Here is a 15819-nt window from a genome sequence, read left to right as displayed (position 1 = left end):
TCCCGGCACCTACGACGAGGACCTCGACATGGGTGCTCATGCCGCCGCGCTCCTGTCGAGAGCCCGCTCGACGCGGTCGGGGGTCGAGGCGGCCGGCGAATTCGGCGGAGTTTCCGGGCGCCGTGCTTCTGGTAGGACTCCGGATGTCGGCCGAAGGCGAGGGGAGTGCCATGACGGGGAACGAGCACGGCGGGCGGCTGGGGGAGGAGTTCTTCACCCCGGGCTCCTCGTCCTTCACCGAGTTCCTCGCGGCCCACCGCCCCGAGCTGCTGAGCACCCGCAGGGTCCTGCCCGACGGTGTGCGGGCCGCCCCGGAGCAGGTGCCGCACGGCACCACCGTGCTCGCCCTCTCCTTCCGCGACGGCGTCCTCATCGCCGGCGACCGCAGGGCCACCATGGGCAACCTGATCGCCCAGCGCGACCTGGAGAAGGTGCACCCGGCCGACGACCACACGGCGGTCGCCTTCGCCGGCACCGTCGGACTCGCCCTCGACATGGTCAAGCTCTACCAGGTCGAACTCGCCCACTTCGAGAAGATCGAGGGCGTCGCCATGACCCTCGACGGCAAGGCGCGCCGCCTGGCCGGCATGATCCGGCAGAACCTCGGCCAGGCCATGCAGGGCCTCGCCGTCGTCCCCCTCCTCGTCGGCTACGACCCGGCCCGGACCGCGGGTGAACGGGGCCGCATCTTCAGCTTCGACATCGCGGGCGGGCTCTACGAGAAGGCCGGCTTCCACGCCGAGGGCTCCGGCTCGCCGTACGCCAGAGGCGCGCTCAAGAAGCTGTTCCGCACGGGACTCGACCGCCGCGAGGCCGCGCTCACCGCGCTCCAGGCGCTCTACGACGCGGCCGACGACGACTCCGCGACCGGTGGCCCGGACATCAGCCGGCAGATCTTCCCCATCGTCTCCGTCATCACCGAGGACGGCTTCGAGCGACTGCCCGAGACGGAGACAGCGGCACTCAGCCGGGAGATGGTCGAGCAGCGGCGGTCCAGGCCGGACGGGCCGAACGCGACGCCCTGACCGGGTACTTTCCCCAGTCGTGACAAAGACCTGCCACGGGCTTTACTGCACATGACTTGCAGGTACCGGAGGATGGCACAAGGCTGCTGAGCGCGGCCGTACCTCCTCGCAAAGGATGCTCCGCCCGATGACGGCCGCCCCTGACTCCGCTCCGCCCCTCCTCCCCGCCACCGCCCCCGCGAGGGGCTCGGTATGGCACCGCGTCCGGCACTCCATGACGCGGCAGGAGTGGGTCAGGGCGGGCGGCATGGCCGCGGTCGTGGTGGCGCTGCACGTCGTCGGCTGGGTCACGCTGGTGGCGATCGTCGCCCCGCACCACTACAGCGTCGGCGAGAAGTCCTTCGGCGTCGGCATCGGCGTGACCGCCTACACCCTCGGGATGCGGCACGCCTTCGACGCCGACCACATCGCGGCGATCGACAACACCACCCGCAAGCTGATGGGGGAGGGGCAACGGCCGCTGTCGGTCGGGTTCTGGTTCTCGCTCGGCCACTCCAGCGTGGTCTTCGTCCTGGCCCTGCTGCTCTCGCTGGGCGTGAAGGCCCTCGCGGGGCCCGTGCGCGACGGTGACTCCCGCCTCCACGACGTGACCGGCCTGATCGGCACGACCGTCTCGGGCGCGTTCCTCTACCTCATCGCGGCGGTCAACCTGGTGGTCCTCGTGGGCATCTGGAAGGTGTTCCGGCGGATGCGCTCGGGCCACTACGACGAGGCGGCGCTGGAGGAGCAGCTGAACAGCCGTGGCTTCATGAACCGCCTCCTGGGCCGGGTCATGCGGTCGATCACCAGGCCGTGGCAGATGTACCCGCTGGGCCTGCTGTTCGGCCTGGGCTTCGACACGGCGACGGAGATCGCCCTGCTGGTCCTGGCCGGCTCCGGCGCCGCCTCGGGGCTGCCCTGGTACGCGATCCTCACCCTGCCGGTCCTCTTCGCCGCCGGCATGTCCCTCCTGGACACCATCGACGGCTCCTTCATGAACTTCGCCTACGGCTGGGCCTTCTCGAAGCCGGTCCGCAAGGTCTACTACAACCTGACGGTCACCGGTCTGTCGGTCGCCGTCGCCCTCCTCATCGGCACGGTCGAACTCCTGGGCCTGCTCGCCGACAAGCTGAACCTCCAGGGCCCCTTCTGGACCTGGATCGCCGGCCTCGACCTCAACCTGCTCGGCTTCGTCATCGTGGGCCTGTTCTTCGCCACCTGGATCGTCGCCCTGGTCGTGTGGAAGCTCGGCCGGATCGAGGAGAAGTGGACGGCGGGCCTCGCCGAACAGCCCACCGACTGACCGGCCGTCGGGACGGCGCCGGCCCGCAGCTCAGGTGCGCACCCTGAACTCCTTGCGCCACTTGGTGAACTGCTGTTCCGCCTCCCCGGTGTACGACCACGGGGCGCGCGTGCCGCGGCGGTCCAGCATGCGCAGCAGGGGGACGGCGACCTCCGCGAGGCCCGCCAGACAGGCGGCGTGAGCCAGGTAGTTGAGGTCGCGGAGCTCGCCCGGGTGCACGGTGGGGTCACTGCGGCCCACGATCCAGCGCTGCCAGGTCCGCCGTACGTCACTCACCGCCCCGTCGTGCTTCCAGTGCTGCCCGAGCCCCACGGACGCCTTGCGGTCCCCGTCGGCCGCGTCCACCGCCGCCCGGTACTCCTCGACCCGCGCGTACTGCACCAGCACCGGCAGCGCGGAACCCGGCGGCGCCACCCCGGCCGCGTCGCGGGCGAAGTCGTACATCAGGCCGTTCGAGCCGTGCCAGCGCGACGAGTAGTAGTGCAGCACCTGGAGGTGGCCCTCCACGCTGTACGGATCCCGGGCGTGCAACTCGTCCCACCAGCGGCCCAGTTCCTGCCGCCGCACCCCGGCCGGGTAGAGCCGGGCCACCGAGATCAGCGAGATCCACGGCGTCGGGTCGTCCACGAAGGCCTCGGACGCCTGGAGACAGGCCATCACCGCCGCGTCGATCCGGCGCTGGTCGATCGGCATCCCCCGCCCCGCCGCGATGGCCAGGTTGAACGCCCGGGCCGTCTCGGTGGCCGCCCGCAGCACCAGCGCGTCGCCGTTGTGCGGCTCGGCCGCCAGCCACGACTCCACCGTGGAACTCCCCGCGCAGGCCTGCGCGAGCGTGCGGACCCGGTGCCCCCGCGCGAGCCAGTCGGGGCCGGTCGCGCGCAGCAGTTCCCGCAGCCCCTGCCAGCGGCCGATGACGATGTCCTGGCGGGCGGTGGTGAGGGGGACGTCCCCGCAGTCGGGGTCGAACTCGGGGGTGAAACGGTCTCTCGCCATCGCACAACCCCTCAGAAGTCGGTCGGGAGACCCTCGTGGACCAGCGAGGGCCCGGCCGCCGCGCCGTCGGGAACCCAGTCCGTCGCGACCGTACGGCTCGCGTCGAGCCGCGCGGGCCGGTAGTAGTCGCTGCCCTTCCTCCAGTACCAGAGCATCGGAACCAGCCCCACGGCCAGACCGCCCACGCCGATCGAGATCGCCGCCGTGCTCAGGTCGCCCAGCGACTCCACGAAGATCCAGAACATGAACAGCGCGCCCAGCAGCGGCCACAGCCCGCCGAGCAGGAAGTCGGTCGGGGACTTCAGCAGCATCTTGCGGTACGCGACGACCACGGCGAGGCCCGTCAGGCCGTAGTAGACGGCGATCTGGAGGCCGATCGCGGAGATCGCGTCGGAGAGGATGTCGCCCACCGAGCCCAGCGCGTTGGAGGCGATGAACATCGCCAGCGCCACCGCGCCGACCACCACGATCGCCACCCACGGGGTGTTCCAGCGGCGGTGCACCCGGCCCAGCGCGGACGGCATCGTGCGGTCCCGGCCCATCGCGAACAGCGAGCGCGTGACCTGGATGAGCGTGGTCTCCAGGGTGGCGATGGTCGACAGCATCACGGCGACGATCAGCAGCTTGCCGCCCCAGCCCGGCAGGACCTCGTCGCCCAGCACGGCAAGGACGTTGGCGTTGTTGTCGTCGATCTGCTTCGAGGTGAGGATGACGTTCACCGCGATGGTGAACACCTCGAACAGCAGGAAGACGATGCCGACGCCGATGAGGCCCGCGAGGCCCGTCGTACGGCGGCTGTTGCGGGTCTCCTCGCTGAGGTTGCTGGTGACGTCCCAGCCCCAGTAGTAGAACGCGGCGATCAGCGCGCCCGAGGCGAAGCCCTGCATGCCGTCGAAGTGGCTGAAGCCCAGCCAGGACCAGTCGAAGGCGTGTGCGCCGCCCGTGTGGAAGAGGGCGAGGACCGCGAACAGCGCGAGGATCGCCAGTTCGACGCCGGACATGATGAGCTGGGCGCGCACCGTGAGCCGGGCGCCACCGAGCACCACCAGCAGCATCAGCACGAACCAGGCCGCGCCCACCACGGTCGACAGCGCGGTGTTGTCCGCGAGGCCCTGGTCGAAGAGGGACAGCGTCATCGAACCGGCGGGCAGCGAACCGGCCACCATGAAGATGGTCGCCGAGATCACCAGCGCCCAGCCGCTGACGAAGCCCAGAAAGGGATGGAGCGTACGGCCCACCCAGGAGTAACTGGCGCCCGCGTTCACGTCGATGCGGCTGAGGTAGCTGAACGCGAGGGCGATGCCCAGCATGGGTATCGCGCAGTACAGCAGAGCCGCCGGACTGGCCAGACCCACCGCGCCGACCAGGACCGCGGTGGTCGCCGCGATCGAGTAGGCCGGCGCGCTGCCCGCGACGGCCATCACCACGGTGTCGAAGGTCCCGAGGGCGTTGGCCTGGAGCCCTCTGCCCCTGTTGATGCTCATGGTTGCGCTGCTTTCCGTAGGGCACGCCGTACGGCCGCGGGGGGACCGTACGGCGCAGAGGAGTGGGGGGTGGCTCCGCCCCGGGACCGTAGAGGGATGGCCTCGGCCGGGGGAGGTGTCGAGAGGAGTCGAGGCATACGGGGGCCGCCCGATCGCTGTGTGGGCCGACGGTCACTCCGTGTGTGCGTGTGATGATAGCCCTATTCCTTGACCCTTCAAGATTAACTGGGGGGTAACCTTCCGAAACGGTGAAAGCCGTGCTCCGCGCACCTTTTGAGGTTGGACAGCGCGTTCGGGGAAACGCGGATCAGGACCGTGGATCAACCCATGCGCGAAGGAGACATTCATGTCCGGCGACCCGATGGCCGACGACGTCTACCAGCCCACCGGCACCAACGAGGAGCAGGAGGACGCGGCCCCGCTCGACCTCCAGGACGCCCTGGACGAACGGACCTACGACGACACCCTCGACGAGGGCTACTCGCCGCCGGAGAAGCCCCTCGGTGTGACCCGGTACGGCACCACCGCGGCCGAGCAGCACGACGGCGAGACCCTCGACCAGCGCCTCGCCCAGGAGGTCCCCGAGGCCGGTGAACCCGTCGGCGACGGAGTGGGCGACCTCCCCGGCGGCGAGGGCGAGCCGGTCGATCCCGAGGCCGGCGGCGAGCGCGCCGGGCGTCTCGTGGCCCCCGACGAGGGCGCCCACTCCGACACCGTCAAGGAGGAGGTCGCCACCGACGTGGGCATCGACGCGGGCGCGGCCGGTGCCGAGGAGGCCGCCATGCACGTGATCGAGGACCCCGAGGCGCCCTGAGGCAGGCCCCGGCGGCCCGGCGCGGCTGAGCTTCAGTCCCCGATCCGGTCGATCTGGCGGAGCTTGTTCGTGGCGTCCAGGGCGGCCACCTTGTACGACTCGGCGAGCGTCGGGTAGTTGAACACCGCGTCGACCAGGTAGTCGACGGTGCCGCCGCAGCCCATCACGGACTGGCCGATGTGGATCAGTTCGGTGGCGCCGGAGCCGAAGCAGTGCACGCCGAGCAGGGAGCGGTCCTCGGCGGAGACCAGCAGCTTCAGCATGCCGTGCGAGTCGCCGATGATCTGCCCGCGGGCCAGTTCCCGGTAACGGGAGATGCCGACCTCGAACGGCACCCGGTCCTCGGTGAGCTGATCCTCCGTCCGGCCCACGAAGCTGATCTCCGGGATGGTGTAGATGCCGATCGGCTGGAGGTTGTGCATCTGCCCGACCGGCTCGCCGCAGGCGTGGTAGGCCGCCGCCCGCCCCTGCTCCATCGAGGTGGCCGCCAGTGCCGGGAAGCCGATCACGTCGCCGACGGCGTAGATGTGCGGCACCTCGGTGCGGTAGTGCTCGTCCACGGTGATCCGGCCGCGGGGGTCCGCCGACAGGCCCGCCTTGTCGAGGTCGAGGCCGTCGGTGAGCCCCTGCCGGCCGGCCGAGTACATCACCGCGTCGGCCGGGATCTTCTTGCCGCTCTCCAGCACGGTCAGCGTGCCGCGGGGATGGCGTTCGACCGCGGCCACGGTCTCCCCGAAGCGGAACGTCACCGCGAGGTCCCGCAGGTGGTACTTGAGGGACTCGATCACCTCGACGTCGCACATGTCGAGCATCCCGGCGCGCTTCTCGACCACCGTGATCTTGCTGCCGAGCGCGGCGAACATGGACGCGTACTCCATGCCGATGACACCGGCCCCGACGATGACCATGGACCGCGGAACCCGTTCCAGGTTCAGCACGTTGTCCGAGTCCATGATGGTCCGGCCGTCGAACTCGACGCTGTCGGGCCGGGCGGGCCGGGTGCCGGTGGCGATCACGATGTGCTCGGCGCTGAGCAGCCGTTCGTGGCCGGTGACCTCGCGCAGGGCGACGGTGTGGTCGTCGACGAAGCGGCCGGTGCCGCCGTAGAGGGAGACGTGGTTGCGGGAGAGCTGACTGCGGATCACGTCGACCTCGCGGCCGACCACGTGCTGGGTGCGCGCGGTCAGGTCGGCGACGGTGATGTCCTCCTTGAGCCGGTAGCTCTGTCCGTACAGGTCGCGCTGGGTGAGACCGGTCAGGTACAGCACCGCCTCGCGCAGCGTCTTGGAGGGGATGGTGCCGGTGTGGATGGAGACCCCGCCGACCATGTCGGGGCGGTCGACGACGGCGACCCGGCGGCCCAGCTTGGCCGCGGCGATGGCGGCCTTCTGGCCACCCGGACCGGATCCGATGACGAGCATGTCGAAGTCGGGCACCCTCGCAAGTCTGGCAGCCGGTGGGCCCCTTCCGAAAGGGTGAGCGGCCAACCGGCCCTGGCGTCCCCGAAGGACAGCCGCGCCGCGAACGGGCGGACCGTGCCGGCCGAACGCCCCCGGACGGCGGCGGATCCCTCACCACGCCCCTCCGGCGGGTCCAAGTGCTGTGCCTGGAGGGCGAGTCGCGGCGGTACGGGGACGTCCTGACGCGGCTGCCGGACGACAGCCGTCTGCACCGGAGGGGGCACCGGATCCGGCTGCGCACGACAGCGGCGTACGCCGGGCGCGGCAGCCGGACGACCGACGGGGCGAGGCGTCGCACGACAGCCGGGTCCGGGCCCCCGCTGCGGCAGCAGCTTGTCCAGGGCCGCCGGGCCCTCCGCGGCCGGCTTGCGTGGGCCCCCGAGGCCGTCCCCGAAGAACAGCCGCGCCGCAGACCGGCCGTGCCGAACGGCCCCGGAACGGCGCCGGGTTCGCCCACCCCCCTCATCCGGCGGGTCCAAGTGCCGTGCCTGGAGGGCGAGTCGCGGTGTCACGGCGATGCGCGGACCCGGCTGCCCCGCGACAGCCAGGTCCCCCGGCCCTCCCTACGGCAGCAGCTTGTCCAGGGCCGCCGGGCCCTCCGCCGCCAGCTTGCGCCGGGCCCATTCCAGGTTGTGCGGGGTGATGTCCTTGCCCGAGGCGAGGACGACGTCCTCCGGCGACACCTCGGTGCCGGTACGGGCGTGGAGCAGGGCGTCCGGGGTGGCGCGGTCCTCGAAGGACCCGGACGCGTCGGGCTGTGACGTCGGCATGATCTCGGCTCCTCGGATCCGGAAGGCGATGCGGCCCCGGTGAGGTCAACGGGTCCGATATCACCATTCAACGCCCGGGCCGACCCTGCATCCGGAGCCGCCGCGGCGACGCGTCTTCGGGATGCCCCGGTGATGCGACAGGCGTGTAATGGGGGTACTGAGCACTCGGGGACGGCAGGGAAGACGACGCCATGTCCACCACCAGCCGGAAGAGCACGGAGAAGCAGGCCCAGGCACCGAAGGGCGTGCTGCGCAGACTGGGGGAGTGGTGCGCCCGGCACTTCGTGATCGTCGTGGTGGCCTGGCTGGTGGCCCTGGTCGCCCTCCAGGCCCTGAACCGCTCCTTCGGCGGGGACTACTCCGACAACTTCTCCCTGCCCGGCGTGCAGTCGCAGGAGGGCCTCGACGTCCTGAAGAAGCACGACCCGGCGGCCGGCGGCTACAGCAGCCAGATCGTCCTGCACGACGGTGACAAGGCGCTCACCTCCCTCGGCTCCCAGATGTCCACGACCGTCGCCGACCTCCAGAAACTCCCCCACGTCCTGGCGGCCCAGAACCCGCTCTCCGTGCCCGCCTCCAAGGTCGGACCGGTCTCCTCGGACGGGAAGACGGGCTACATCACCGTCCGCTTCGACGTCCAGCCCTCCACGCTGGGCGACGGCTACCTGCACGGCGTGGACAGTGCCGTACAGCCCCTGCGGTCGGCCGGGGCCGACGTCGAGTACGGCGGACCCCTCGGCGAACTGGCCCGGCCCGCCGCCAACGACAAGATCAGCGAGCTGATCGGGTTCGCCGTGGCCATCGTCGTCCTGCTCATCGGCTTCGGCAGTGTCATCGCCGCCGGCATCCCCCTGGTGACCGCATTGATCAGCGTGATCGGCGGACTCGCCTGCCTCGGCCTGCTCGCGGCGGCCTTCACCTTCGCGACCGTCTCGCCCACCCTGGCCACGATGATCGGACTGGGCGTCGGCATCGACTACGCGCTCTTCCAGATCACCCGCCACCGGCAGAGCCTCATGGACGGCAAGGATCCGGTGCACGCGGCGGGCCGGGCCACCGCCACCAGCGGACGGGCCGTCCTCGTGTCCGGCTGCACGGTGATCATCGCCCTTGCCGGGCTGTCCGCGTCCGGGGTGGGGTTCATCGGGAAACTGGGAGTCGCCGCGGCGGTGACCGTCGTCTCCGCGGTCCTGGGCGCCCTGACCCTGGTCCCGGCCCTGCTGGGCCTGATCGGCAGACGTATCGACCGCTACCACGTGCGCCGCCCGGTCGCCGAGACCGACGCCCCCGAGGGCGAGACACCGCACGGCACGTGGCACCGCTACGCCCAACGGGTCGAGCGGCGGCCGTGGCAGTACCTGGCCGCGGGCGTGACGACCGTCGCGATCCTCGCCATCCCGCTGTTCTCCATCCAGCTGGGCCACATCGGCGACGGCGCCGACCCCACCTCCTTCACCGACCGGCGCGCCTACGACCTGATGACCGACGCCTTCGGACCCGGCTCCAACGGCCCCCTCACCGTGGTCATCGACCAGACCTCCGTACCGTCGTCCCAGCGCTCGAACCTGTCCACGCAGGCCCAGAAGACCCTGAACGCCGTGCCCGGCGCCGCCACGGTCACCCAGCTGAACCCCACCCAGGACGGGGACGTGCTGCTCGCCACCGTGTACTCCAAGGAGTCCCCGCAGAGCGCCACCACCACCGACCTCACCAACCGCCTGGTCGACACCACCCTGCCCGCCGCGGTCTCCGGCACCGACGCCAAGGGCTACGTCACCGGCACCACGGCCGCCCAGGTGGACTTCCGGGACATCGTCGCCGGCCGGCTGCCGCTGATCATCGGCGTGGTCGTCGCCCTCGCGTTCCTCGTCATCCTCGCGGTGTTCCGCGGGCTGCTCGTCGCCGTGAAGGCGGCCGTCCTCAACGTCCTGTCCATCGCCGCCTCCTACGGCGTCGTCGTCGCCGTCTTCCAGTGGGGCTGGGGCGGCCCCGCGCTCGGGGTCTCCGGGAAGGTGCCCATCGAGAGCTATGTGCCGATGATGATGTTCGCGATCATCTTCGGACTGAGCATGGACTACGAGATCTTCCTGCTCTCCCGCGTCCACGAGGCCTGGCTGCGCACCGGGGACGCCAAGGCCTCCGTCGCGCACGCCCTGGAGATCACCGCGCGGGTCATCACCTGCGCCGCGCTGATCATGGTGAGCGTCTTCGCCGCGTTCATCGTGAGCGACAACATCGTGGTCAAGATGCTCGGACTGGGCCTCGCCGTGAGCGTGCTGATCGACGCGACCGTCGTACGGCTGCTCATGGTCCCGGCCGTCATGACCCTGCTGGGCCGGCACGCCTGGTGGACGCCCCGGTGGCTGGACCGGATCCTCCCGCACATCGACGCCGAGGGGGAGCACGAGACGGACGAGGCGGTCAGCGCGGTTCGACAGGGCCGGGCGCGAGAACGAGCATCGTGACGTCGTCGTCGAGCTCCGGGGCGTAGCGCACGAGGTCGGTCCACACCCGCTCGGCGAGCACCGGAAGCGGCACCGGGCCGTCCGGGCCGTCGGCCGAGAACTCGACCAGCCGGTCCAGCAGCGGGTAGAAGGCCCCGGCGGAGTCCCGCGCCTCCCAGACGCCGTCCGAGGCCAGGAAGAGGCGGTCGCCGGGCCGCAGCGGGACCGTGAGCCCGGCCGGCGTCCCGTCGGACAGACCGAGACCGAGCGGGGTCCCCACCGGCGCGTCCAGCTCCACGGCCCGCCCGTCCCGCAGCAGCACAGGGCCGGGCTGACCGCAGGCCACGATCCGCACCGCCCTCGCGCCACCGCCGAACTCCAGCACCACCGCCGTCGCGAACAGCTCCGAGTGCCGTACGGCCGCGGAGTCCACCATCAGCCTGCGGTCCAGCCGCGCCGCCACGGACTCGGGGTCGGGCCGGTCGAGGACCGCCTCCCGGAACGCCCCCAGCAGGGAGGCGACGGTCGCGACGGCCGACAGCCCGTGTCCCTGCACATCGCCCATGACCGCACGCACCCCGCAGGGCCCCTCCCGGACGTCGAAGAAGTCGCCGCCCACCAGCGTCCCCTGCTGCGCGGCCACGTACAGCCCCGCGCACCGCACGCCGCCCACCCGCTCCGGCAGCGGCGGTACGACGGCCCGCTGAGCGGCCTCGGCGACCGCGCGCTCGGTCACCAGCTGCGCGTCACGCCGACTGCGGACGTAGGAGACGAGCACACTCAGAGCGGCGACGAAGCCCACGGTCAGGGCGTCCTCGGCACCCGGGTCGTTCAGCCGGAACGCCGGGATGTTCAGCACGGCCAGGACCAGCACACCGAGCACCGCGGTCGCCGCCGGGCCGTACGACAGCACGGCCAGCGGCGGGATGGCACCCAGCAGGAACCCGATGTCCAGGGGATCCGGGCTCACGAGGGTCGACACGCACACCCCGGCCAGCAGGGCGGCGGGCAGCACCCGCACCCAGCGGGGCGGCGGCGCGCCGCCCCGCAGCCAGGTCCGACCGTCCCGGTCGCGGCGCGCCGACCGGCCGCCCACTCCGCTCACACCACTACGCTGCTACGCCACGCCGGGCGCCGCACCCCGAACCGTCCTCGCGGACCCCTGGAAGGGCGTGAGCGTCAGCCGTGTCCCGGTCGGTGCGGTGTCCTGGACGTAGGAGGCGAAGTCGGCCATGTCGAAGGCGGCCCGAGGGTCAGCCGGTCCAGTCGGTGGAGGCGGCCGTACGGGCCTGGGGCTCGATGTCCGCGAGGCGGTCGCGCAGGGCGGTGGTGATGAACCGATGGGAGTCACTGCCGAGGACGAGCCGGAGCGGGGCGGGAGTCCGGGTGGTGCTCTCGATGATGCGGGCGGCCATCTTGGCGGGGTCGCCGAGCGAGGGACGGCTGCGGTCGCCGGCCGCGCGGGTCATCGCGGCGGGACTGTCGTCGTACGCCGGCATCGGGGCCGCGGTGCGGAGGCTGTCGTAGCGGAATTCGGTGCGGGCTCCGCCCGGCTCGACGATGGTGACCTCGATGCCGAACGGGGCGACCTCCTTGGCGAGGGATTCCATGAACCCTTCGATGCCCCATTTGCCGGCGTGGTAGAGCGAGGCGCCGGGGTGGGTGGCCTGACCGCCGTAGGTGGAGAGCTGGATGATCCGACCACGGCCTTGCGCCCGGAGGTGGGGCAGGGCGGCGCGAGCGACGTGGATCGAACCGGTCAGGTTGGTGGCGAGGATGTGGTCGATCTGGTCGTCCGTGAGCTCCTCGGCTGCCCCGAACAGCCCGTAGCCGGCGTTGTTGGCCACCACGTCGATGCGGCCCAGGTCGGCGAAGGCCCGGTCCACGACCGTGCGGATCCTCGCCCTGTCCGTGAGATCGAGCCGTGCGACCCACAGCCGGTCGCCGTACCTCCCGGTGAGATCGTCGACCGACCCCTCCTTGCGGACGGTGCCCGCAACGCGATGGCCCGCGGCAAGGAGCTGCTCGGTGAGCGCGCGGCCGAAGCCGCTGTTGATGCCCGTGATGAACCAGGTGTCCTGCGACATGGTGTGTCGTCCCTCTGTCAGGTCTCAGGTGGTCGTCCCCAGGTTCCGTCGGCCGCGTGCGGGCAGGGAGATCCCCCGTGTCACTGGTAGTGACAGGGACAGTCACGCCGATGTCGTCCCTGCCCGCCGAGCGCCTACTGTGGCCGCATGGCAGCGACATCGGCAGAGGGAGGCAACGCCCTCGGCGCCTTTCTGCGCGCCAGGCGCGAGCTCGTTCGTCCGGAGGACGTCGGCATCCCCGCGCGCGGGCTTCGGCGCGTCCCCGGTCTGCGGCGCGAGGAGGTCGCGCTTCTGGCCGGCGTCAGCGCCCAGTACTACCTTCGGCTGGAGCAGGGCCGCGACCGTCACCCGTCGGTCCAGGTGCTCGAGGCCCTGGCCGGTGTCCTTCAGCTCGACACCGAGTAGACCGCCTATCTCATGGAGCTGGCCCGGCCGCGTGTCCGACGCCGGGCCGGGCGACGTGCCGAGCGCGTGCCGACAGGGACGCTGATGCTGCTCGACACGCTCAACGTGCCCGCCTTCGTCGTCAACCGGTACCGCGACGTGCTGGCCGCGAACCCCCTGGCGGTGGCGCTCTCGCCGCTCATGGCGCCGGGCACGAACCGTCTGATCGCCCTGTTCACCGATCCGCTGGCGGCGGACTATCACCCCGACTGGGAGCAGAACACCGCCGGCGTCGTCGCCCAGCTGCGTGCCGAGGTCGGCACCGACACCGACGACGAGCGCTTCCAGGCGCTCGTCGGGGAACTCTCCCTCAAGAGCGAGCGGTTCCGCCGACTGTGGGCACGGCACGAGGTACGCCGCGCGGGCAGCGACGCCGGAGTGATCCGCCACCCTCAGGTCGGTGACCTCTGCCTGCGGCGGGAGAAGTACGCCGTCGTCGGCACCGACGGGCTCCTGATGGTGGTCCATCACGCGGAACCGGGCAGTGTTTCCGCCCAGCGGCTGGCGCTGCTCGCCTCGTGGGCAGCCTCCGAGCCTCGGCCTCAGCAGGCAACGGAGCGGCCCCAGGAGCACAGAGACGCAACCCAGCAGTGACGACTCAGGCCGATCCGCAGGACTTCGTGGAGGCGTCCTGCCCGAGCCCAAGCCCGCGATGCACCGCTTTGTGTCGGTCAGTGCAAGGACCGGCCAAGTCGCTTCAGCGGCAACGCAGTTGCGCACGAAAGCCGGTGGACGCCGCCGCACGGATCCCGTAGCGTGAGCCGCCACGCCTGGGGACCAGCGGAAGGAGGCGAGTGCCATGCAGTTCACGACCGTCCAGCGCTCCCTCTCCGTCGTCCCGGCGTGCCTCGTCTGACCGGGAGCGCCCCACGCAGTACGCATCCCGGAGGAACCCACCCATGACCGATCTGGTCATTCGCGCGCTCGACGAGAGCGACGCCCACCTGTTCGACGCCCTGCCCGACCCGCTCGGCGCCCGCGAGTCCCACCGGCTCACCCGCCACCGACCCGACTGGAAGCGCGTGGCCCTGCGCGACGGTCGGGTCGTGGCGCGCGGTGCCTGGTGGGGCGGCCCCGACGCCACCGCGCCCCTCAACATCAACTGGTTCGACGTGGCCGAGGGGGAGGAGGAGGCCGGCGCCGAGCTCCTGCGCACCGCGCCCTGGCAGGTCGAGTTGGAGATGAACCTGCCCGCGGGCTGGCGCGCGGACCCGACGCTGCGGGCGGCCGCCGAGACCTGCTTCAGCGCCGCGCGGAAGGCCGGGCAGGAGCTGATGGTCGAGCGCTTCCTGTACCGCTGGACACCGGAGTGCGGACTGCCCGATCGCCCCGGACGCCTCGCGTTCCGCCCCGAACCGGACGACGCCGTCTTCTTCGGCCTCCTGCGCCGCATCCACTCCGCCACCCTCGACGCGCACGCCCTCAAGGCCATCGAGGAGGGCGGACTCGACCGGGCGGCCCAGGAGGAACTCGACTTCTTCCACTGGTGCCCCTCGCCCCGCGAGTGGTGGCAGATCGCGTACACCCCCGAGGGCGACACGGTTGGCATCCACATCCCGGCCCACAACCCGTCGGGCCCCTGCGTCGGCTTCATCGGGGTCGTCCCGGAGCACCGGGGCCACGGCTACGCCTACGACCTCCTCGCCGAGTGCACCCACTACCTGGCCGAGCAGGGCGCCGACTTCGTCTCCGCGGCGACGGACCAGGGCAACTTCCCGATGGCCGCCAACTTCACCAAGGCGGGTTATCCGGTGGTGCGGGAACGGTTGAACTTCGTTCCCGGGCAAGCGGATTGACCTTCACCTGAGCCTGCCTGGCCCCGGGCCGTTTCACCGCCGGCCCGGGGTTCGAGGTCCTACTGCGCATCGAGGGGGAGCGGGCTCGGTTCCGGTGCCTACCGCTACCGCTACCGCTACCGCTACCGCTACCGCTCCAGCAACGCCTCCGCCTCCGTCAGGATCTCCGTGACGCGCAGGGCGAAGGCGGCGTCGCACGGGTGGGGGCGGCCGGTGCGGGTGGCGGTGAGGAGTGCGTCGGTGGCTCGGATCAGGGCCGGTACGGCGCCCTCGGACGACTCAGGGAGCCGGGCCACTCCGCCCGCGCCCCGCAGTTCCACGCCCGCTCCCGCCGCCGCGGGCGGAGCCGTCAGGCTCAGTGTCAGGGTGCTCGACGCGCCGGAGGCGTGCCGCAGCACCACGTGGACCGTGTCCCCGGGGCCGTGCGCGGCCGCGGCCACCTCGCGCACCTCGCCCAGGATCGGCAGCAGCACCGAGAGGGCGTGCGGGCCCACGTCCCACAGGGCGCCCTTCTCCCGCCGCCACGGCGAGTCCGAGAACGGGCTCTCGCCGGTGAACACCGACCCGAGCCACTCGGCCCGGCCCGTGAACCAGCCGTCCACCGAGGCCTGTTCAGTGATCCACGCCTCGGTCTCGGTCAGGAAGCGCGAGGTGAAGAACACCACCGAGGCGACCCCGGTCTCCCGGACGGCCTCGACCACCGCCCGCCCCTGCTCGACCGTCGTGGCGAGCGGCTTGTCCAGCAGCAGATGGCGTCCCGCCCGCGCGGCCCGCGCCGCGAGATCGGCCTGCACGCCCGGTGGCAGGGCTACGGCGACCGCGTCCACGTCGGCCAGGAGCGCGTCGACGTCGTCGTACACACGTGTCCCGTGCTCGTCGGCCACCTCCTTGGCGGCGTCCGGACGGCGCCCCCACACCCCGGCGAAGTCCACGTCCGGGTGCGCACTGAGCGCGGGGGCATGGGCCATCCGGGCCCAGGGACCGGTTCCGAGCAGTCCGATACGCATGCCGCCGCCTCTCTCACCACAGCCGATTCCCACCACGACCGGCCACGGTGCCACCGGGCGGTCGAGGTGAGCGTGTCACACCCGGGTGGCCGCCGCGCAACCACCGCCATTCAGTTCTCCGGTCGCTGAATCCGTTCTCATTCTTCTATTGGACCCTCGAGTCGGAAGGCGGCCACCCTGGAAGGAGCTCGTCCGCCCCGCCGGTGCGAGCTC

Annotated in this window: 14 protein-coding genes; 7 read left to right on the top strand and 7 right to left on the bottom strand. The window is 71.6% G+C overall.

Annotated features, from left to right (window positions below; all coding sequences use genetic code 11):
- The first annotated feature begins 170 nt into the window (after nt 1-170).
- Both prcB and nicT read left to right on the top strand, forming a co-directional pair.
- The gene (gene prcB / locus AQJ54_RS21495; RefSeq protein WP_062020862.1) at nt 171-1025 is read left to right on the top strand and encodes a proteasome subunit beta; all 855 of its coding nucleotides are present in this window, start codon (nt 171-173) and stop codon (nt 1023-1025) included.
- Nucleotides 1026-1152: 127 nt separating this feature from the next.
- Nucleotides 1153-2307: a Nickel transporter NicT gene (gene nicT / locus AQJ54_RS21490; RefSeq protein ID WP_062239792.1), complete on the top strand. Its 1155-nt coding sequence runs from the start codon at nt 1153-1155 to the stop codon at nt 2305-2307.
- A gap of 30 nt (nt 2308-2337) precedes the next feature.
- Here nicT and AQJ54_RS21485 read toward each other — a convergent pair whose 3' ends face one another.
- Together AQJ54_RS21485 and AQJ54_RS21480 are read right to left on the bottom strand one after the other, a co-directional pair.
- The gene (locus AQJ54_RS21485) at nt 2338-3300 is read right to left on the bottom strand and encodes a hypothetical protein (protein ID WP_062020216.1); all 963 of its coding nucleotides are present in this window, start codon (nt 3298-3300) and stop codon (nt 2338-2340) included.
- A gap of 11 nt (nt 3301-3311) precedes the next feature.
- Nucleotides 3312-4784, bottom strand: coding sequence for an APC family permease (locus AQJ54_RS21480; RefSeq protein ID WP_062239788.1), 1473 nt, complete (start codon nt 4782-4784; stop codon nt 3312-3314).
- A gap of 346 nt (nt 4785-5130) precedes the next feature.
- Here AQJ54_RS21480 and AQJ54_RS21475 point away from each other — a divergent pair, with 346 nt between their 5' ends.
- The gene (locus tag AQJ54_RS21475; RefSeq protein ID WP_062239784.1) at nt 5131-5598 is read left to right on the top strand and encodes a DUF5709 domain-containing protein; all 468 of its coding nucleotides are present in this window, start codon (nt 5131-5133) and stop codon (nt 5596-5598) included.
- Nucleotides 5599-5630: 32 nt separating this feature from the next.
- Here AQJ54_RS21475 and sthA read toward each other — a convergent pair whose 3' ends face one another.
- Complete coding sequence (gene sthA, locus AQJ54_RS21470; protein ID WP_062239780.1) at nt 5631-7034, bottom strand: Si-specific NAD(P)(+) transhydrogenase; 1404 nt, start codon at nt 7032-7034, stop codon at nt 5631-5633.
- A gap of 587 nt (nt 7035-7621) precedes the next feature.
- Nucleotides 7622-7828, bottom strand: a complete 207-nt coding sequence (locus tag AQJ54_RS21465) for a hypothetical protein (RefSeq protein ID WP_062020208.1) — start codon at nt 7826-7828, stop codon at nt 7622-7624.
- Between the two features lie 191 nt (nt 7829-8019).
- Between AQJ54_RS21465 and AQJ54_RS21460 the strand changes: the two genes are divergently transcribed.
- Nucleotides 8020-10293 (top strand): MMPL family transporter, encoded by a 2274-nt coding sequence (locus AQJ54_RS21460; protein ID WP_062239776.1) that lies wholly within the window; start codon nt 8020-8022, stop codon nt 10291-10293.
- Here the strand turns inward: AQJ54_RS21460 and AQJ54_RS21455 are convergent.
- Nucleotides 10250-11377 carry a PP2C family protein-serine/threonine phosphatase gene (locus AQJ54_RS21455; RefSeq protein WP_428843801.1) on the bottom strand — a complete coding sequence of 376 codons (1128 nt, stop codon included), beginning with the start codon at nt 11375-11377 and terminating at the stop codon, nt 10250-10252. The genes AQJ54_RS21460 and AQJ54_RS21455 overlap by 44 nt on opposite strands.
- Nucleotides 11378-11525: 148 nt before the next feature.
- Entirely contained in the window at nt 11526-12359 is an 834-nt protein-coding gene (locus AQJ54_RS21450) for an SDR family oxidoreductase (protein ID WP_062239766.1), read from the bottom strand.
- Between the two features lie 147 nt (nt 12360-12506).
- On the opposite strand from AQJ54_RS21450, the gene AQJ54_RS47620 reads away from it, so the two are divergent.
- The 3 genes from AQJ54_RS47620 (at nt 12507) to AQJ54_RS21440 (ending at nt 14599) form a co-directional block, all read left to right on the top strand.
- Nucleotides 12507-12764 carry a helix-turn-helix domain-containing protein gene (locus AQJ54_RS47620; RefSeq protein ID WP_346265468.1) on the top strand — a complete coding sequence of 86 codons (258 nt, stop codon included), beginning with the start codon at nt 12507-12509 and terminating at the stop codon, nt 12762-12764.
- Nucleotides 12765-12830: 66 nt separating this feature from the next.
- Entirely contained in the window at nt 12831-13397 is a 567-nt protein-coding gene (locus AQJ54_RS47615; protein WP_346265467.1) for an MmyB family transcriptional regulator, read from the top strand.
- 305 nt (nt 13398-13702) lie between these two features.
- Nucleotides 13703-14599 (top strand): GNAT family N-acetyltransferase, encoded by an 897-nt coding sequence (locus AQJ54_RS21440; RefSeq protein ID WP_062239763.1) that lies wholly within the window; start codon nt 13703-13705, stop codon nt 14597-14599.
- A 128-nt stretch (nt 14600-14727) separates the two neighbouring features.
- On the opposite strand, the gene AQJ54_RS21435 is transcribed toward AQJ54_RS21440, so the two are convergent.
- Entirely contained in the window at nt 14728-15606 is an 879-nt protein-coding gene (locus tag AQJ54_RS21435) for a Gfo/Idh/MocA family protein (protein WP_062239760.1), read from the bottom strand.
- Nucleotides 15607-15819: the final 213 nt, after the last annotated feature.

Source organism: Streptomyces griseorubiginosus, from assembly GCF_001514195.1.
Lineage (GTDB): Bacteria > Actinomycetota > Actinomycetes > Streptomycetales > Streptomycetaceae > Streptomyces > Streptomyces griseorubiginosus.
This window is presented reverse-complemented; position numbering and strand designations above follow the sequence as displayed.

Coding starts and splice junctions, on each gene's coding strand:
- AQJ54_RS21475 (WP_062239784.1), top strand. CDS start 5,131: ATGTCCGGCGACCCGATGGCCGACGACGTCTACCAGCCCACCGGCACC.
- AQJ54_RS21450 (WP_062239766.1), bottom strand. CDS start 12,359: ATGTCGCAGGACACCTGGTTCATCACGGGCATCAACAGCGGCTTCGGC.
- AQJ54_RS21480 (WP_062239788.1), bottom strand. CDS start 4,784: ATGAGCATCAACAGGGGCAGAGGGCTCCAGGCCAACGCCCTCGGGACC.
- prcB (WP_062020862.1), top strand. CDS start 171: ATGACGGGGAACGAGCACGGCGGGCGGCTGGGGGAGGAGTTCTTCACC.
- AQJ54_RS21485 (WP_062020216.1), bottom strand. CDS start 3,300: ATGGCGAGAGACCGTTTCACCCCCGAGTTCGACCCCGACTGCGGGGAC.
- nicT (WP_062239792.1), top strand. CDS start 1,153: ATGACGGCCGCCCCTGACTCCGCTCCGCCCCTCCTCCCCGCCACCGCC.
- AQJ54_RS21440 (WP_062239763.1), top strand. CDS start 13,703: ATGACCGATCTGGTCATTCGCGCGCTCGACGAGAGCGACGCCCACCTG.
- AQJ54_RS47620 (WP_346265468.1), top strand. CDS start 12,507: ATGGCAGCGACATCGGCAGAGGGAGGCAACGCCCTCGGCGCCTTTCTG.
- AQJ54_RS21460 (WP_062239776.1), top strand. CDS start 8,020: ATGTCCACCACCAGCCGGAAGAGCACGGAGAAGCAGGCCCAGGCACCG.
- AQJ54_RS21435 (WP_062239760.1), bottom strand. CDS start 15,606: ATGCGTATCGGACTGCTCGGAACCGGTCCCTGGGCCCGGATGGCCCAT.
- AQJ54_RS21465 (WP_062020208.1), bottom strand. CDS start 7,828: ATGCCGACGTCACAGCCCGACGCGTCCGGGTCCTTCGAGGACCGCGCC.